The sequence below is a fragment of the Methylobacterium haplocladii genome, from assembly GCF_007992175.1.
Taxonomy (GTDB): domain Bacteria; phylum Pseudomonadota; class Alphaproteobacteria; order Rhizobiales; family Beijerinckiaceae; genus Methylobacterium; species Methylobacterium haplocladii.
The window spans coordinates 1-3,275 of the sequence record NZ_BJZT01000074.1 but is presented as its reverse complement, the minus strand read 5'-3'; the positions used below and the strand labels follow the sequence as shown (position 1 = coordinate 3,275).

At 67.7% G+C, this 3,275-nt stretch carries 3 protein-coding genes and 2 pseudogenes; 1 reads left to right on the top strand and 4 read right to left on the bottom strand.

Going from position 1 to position 3,275, the window contains the following annotated elements; genetic code table 11:
- Positions 1 to 320: 320 nt before the first annotated feature.
- From MHA02_RS21770 to MHA02_RS21755, 4 genes and pseudogenes are all read right to left on the bottom strand, one after another.
- Entirely contained in the window at positions 321 to 545 is a 225-nt protein-coding gene (locus MHA02_RS21770; protein WP_147082663.1) for a hypothetical protein, read from the bottom strand.
- Between the two features lie 2 nt (positions 546 to 547).
- Positions 548 to 2,131 (bottom strand): annotated as a pseudogene (gene tnpC / locus MHA02_RS21765) (IS66 family transposase).
- A gap of 111 nt (positions 2,132 to 2,242) precedes the next feature.
- Positions 2,243 to 2,590 (bottom strand): IS66 family insertion sequence element accessory protein TnpB, encoded by a 348-nt coding sequence (tnpB, locus tag MHA02_RS21760; protein ID WP_147082661.1) that lies wholly within the window; start codon positions 2,588 to 2,590, stop codon positions 2,243 to 2,245.
- The gene (locus MHA02_RS21755; RefSeq protein WP_170249440.1) at positions 2,587 to 2,988 is read right to left on the bottom strand and encodes a transposase; all 402 of its coding nucleotides are present in this window, start codon (positions 2,986 to 2,988) and stop codon (positions 2,587 to 2,589) included. Before MHA02_RS21755 ends, tnpB begins: the two co-directional genes overlap by 4 nt.
- Before the next feature lie 97 nt (positions 2,989 to 3,085).
- Between MHA02_RS21755 and MHA02_RS21750 the strand changes: the two are divergent.
- Positions 3,086 to 3,275, top strand: a pseudogene (locus MHA02_RS21750) (transposase); the annotation flags it as partial.

Sequence of the window (3,275 nt, the reverse complement as noted above, 5' to 3'; positions counted from 1 at the left end):
AGCGAACGCCGACCACGCGGAGTCGGCCCGGGTTTTCGGGAGCGGGCTGATCTGATTCCCTGTCGGCTTTCGACAGGAGGGCCGATGTCGTCGCCGTTATCGTCCGATCTGCGTGAGCGCGTCGTACACGCTGTTGAGGAAGGATCCTCGCGTCGTGGCGGAGCGCGCCGCTTCGGGGCAGCCCGTCCAGCGCCATCCGTTTGCAGGAGAGCTTCGGGCAGGAGGGTCGGGTGGCGGCCAAGCCGCAGGGCGGCGACCGGCGCTCGCAGCACGTCGAGGTGCATGCGGACCGTACTCATCCGGCGTGAGCCGCGGCAGCGCTATTTCGTTGTGCTGCGGTGGATATCTATGAGGTTACGAAGGCTTTCGATTCCGAACTCCGAGAAGCCCATGGTTCCGTCCTGGTGCTCCGGATCGTAGACCCAGATCAGGCCGTCTTCGGGCTCCAGCTCGGACGCGAGATCGGCGAGCCATTCGGCGTCCTCGCCGAGTTCACGCGCGACGAGCGCCAAGGTCCGCACCGAGTGGACCTTGTTGATGTGCACCGTTAGGCCGCGATGGTGGCGGTCGACGGCGCGCGCCAATTCCACGGCAGCAGTTCGTCGAGCCGATGGATCGGATGCTCGGCGATGCGGGCCAGCACGTCGGCGAGCCAGACCTGCGGGTCGACATCGTTGAGCTTTGCCGTCTGGATCAGCGTCGCCATGGCGGCGGTACGCTCGGCGCCGCGGCTGGAGCCCGCAAACAGCCATGCTTTTCGACCAAGGGCAAAACCTCCGAGCGCCCGCTCGGCGGCATTGTTCGACAGGCAAGCCCGTCCGTCGTCGAGGAACGAGGCGAAGCTGTCCCAGCGCCTGAGCATGTAGTCGATCGGTTTGGCGACGGTCGCCGAGCGCGAGAGCCCGACGCGCTGCTCACCAAGCCAGACGCGCAGGTCCTCGACCAGCGGGCGGCTACGCTCCCATCGGACCTGGCGGCGCGCGTCAGCGCTCAGACCGTTGATCTCGCGTTCGATGGCAAAGAGGAGATCGATGCGCGCGACCGCCTCCAAGGCGATCGGCGACACGGGCGCGGCGCCCCGGCCCCGCCGTGCGCTCGCGGCGATGTCGGCGAGTTCGAAGAAGCCGCGACGGGCATGGGACCAACACAGCGCCGGCACGACCCGTCCACCCGGACGCGCGAGATCTTAGAGCCCGTTGTATCCGCCATAGGCGTCGGCCTGCAGGATGCCGGACCAAGCCGCGAGGTGCGCGTCCGGATGTTCGTGCCGCCGGTCGTGCGAGGCGAAGTAGAGCGCCGCGGGCGGATCGGCCCCGCCAAAGGGCCGGTCGTCGCGCACATAGGTCCAGATCCGGCCCGTATCGGTTTTGCCTTTGGCTAGGATCGGCACCGTGGTGTCGTCGGCGTGGAGCCTATCGGCCGTCATCACATGCCGGGCGATCAGATCGTGCAACGGCCCAAGCGCCACGGTCGCCGCGCCGACCTGGTCGGCCAGCGTCGAGACCGAGAGGTCGATGCCCTCGCGGCCGTAACGCTCGCTCTAACGGTTGAGCGGTTGATGCTGACCAAACTTCTCGAACAGCACCATGGCCAGCAGGTTCGGCCCGACGAAGCCGCGCGGGGTCACATGGAAGGGCGCCGGCGGCTGCGAGATCGCCTCGCACGCGCGGCAGGTGAACTTCTCGCGCACGGTCTGGATCACCTTCCAGCTGCGCGGCACGACCTCCAAGGTCTCGGCGTCTTCGCCGAGCTTCGACAGCTTCATGGAGCCGCAGCATGGGCAGGTGGTCGGCGTCGGCACCACGATGCGCTCGCGCGGCAGGTGTTCCGGGAAGGGCTTGCGTGACGGACGGCGGCGTGGCGCCGGAGCCGGCAATGAAGCCTGCAGCGCCGCAGCCTCCGCGGCGATCTCGTCCTCGGTCGCCTTGGCCTCCAGCTCTTCGAGCTGAAGTTCCATCTGGTCGAGGAGGCGTCCGATGCGCTCGGAACGCCGACCATAGAGCTCGCGCCTGAGCTTCTCGATCATCAGCCTCAGATGCGTGATCGTCGCCTCGGTCGATGACTCTGCAGCCTTGGCCACGCGAGCCTCGGCTTGCGCCTCGATCCTCGTCCGGCGCTCCAGCAGGATCATCGCATGCGCCGCCGCCAGATCGCTCGGCAGCGTCGGCGGCAGGGGTGCTTCGGTGGGCGTGCTCACAACGAAAGGGAATCACATCCGCCGGCAAAAACAAGGCGCGACGTTTTATCCGATCACCGTCGGACGCCAGGTCTCCACCGGATTGCGCCAGTCGATGCCCGAGAGCAGATACCCCATCTGCGCCGGCGTGATCGCGATGACCCCGTCGGCCGGCGAGGGCCACAGGAAGCGGCCCTTCTCCAGCCGCCGCACGTAGAGGCTCGCCGCCTGCCCGTCGTGCCAGATCACCTTCAAGAGGTCGCCCCGGCGCCCACGGAAGCAGAAGACGTGGCCACCGAGCGGATCACGCTTCAACACCTCCTGCGCCAACAGGGCCAGCGACGCGAACCCCTTCCTCATGTCGGTGTGACCTGTGGCCAACCAGACCTTTACCCCGAGCGGAACCGGGATCATCCCAGAGCCTCCAGACCCCGCGCCAACGCAAGCACCGCGTCGATCTCGACCCCGCCTTCGACGATGATCCGGCGGCCGGCCGAGAGGACGATCTCCAACCGGGGCGACCGCTCCAGCCGTGAGGCTGGATCTCGATCCCTACTCGCGCCATCCAGCACGGGTGCCGGCAGCGGTGCCGGACTGGACCGCCCCAGATCCGACGCGACCGCGACGGCCAGGAAGCCGCCGGGGGCCGACCGCGCCTCCAGCCGCTCGCGCCAGCGATAGATCTGCTGCGCCTGGATGCCGTGGCGCTTGGCCGTCGCGATCACGTTGCCGCTGGCCAGCGCTTCCGTCACGACAGCGCGCTTCTCCTGGGGGCTCCAATGGCGGCGCCGGACGTAGGTCCCATCGTCCACCAAAACATCTCCAGCATCGATGCCGGCACCAATGCCGGATCAGATAACCAAAAAGCTGGACGCCGAATGATAGTTGAGCAAGGCGGCCTTCGCCGGACGCATACGCTGCTCGGGCGAGACGCTGCGGAACTGGGTCCGGCAAGCCGAGCGTGACCAAGGCCAGCGGGCTGGACCAACGACGGAGGAGCGGGAGCGGATCAAGGCGCTGGAGCGCGAGAACCGCGAACTCCGGCAGGCCAACGAGATCCTGAGGAAGGCGTCGGCCTATTTTGCGATGGCGGAGCTCG

Bases quoted from the DNA above. Each gene is read 5' to 3' on its own strand.
- tnpB (WP_147082661.1), bottom strand. From the start codon at position 2,590: ATGATCCCGGTTCCGCTCGGGGTAAAGGTCTGGTTGGCCACAGGTCAC.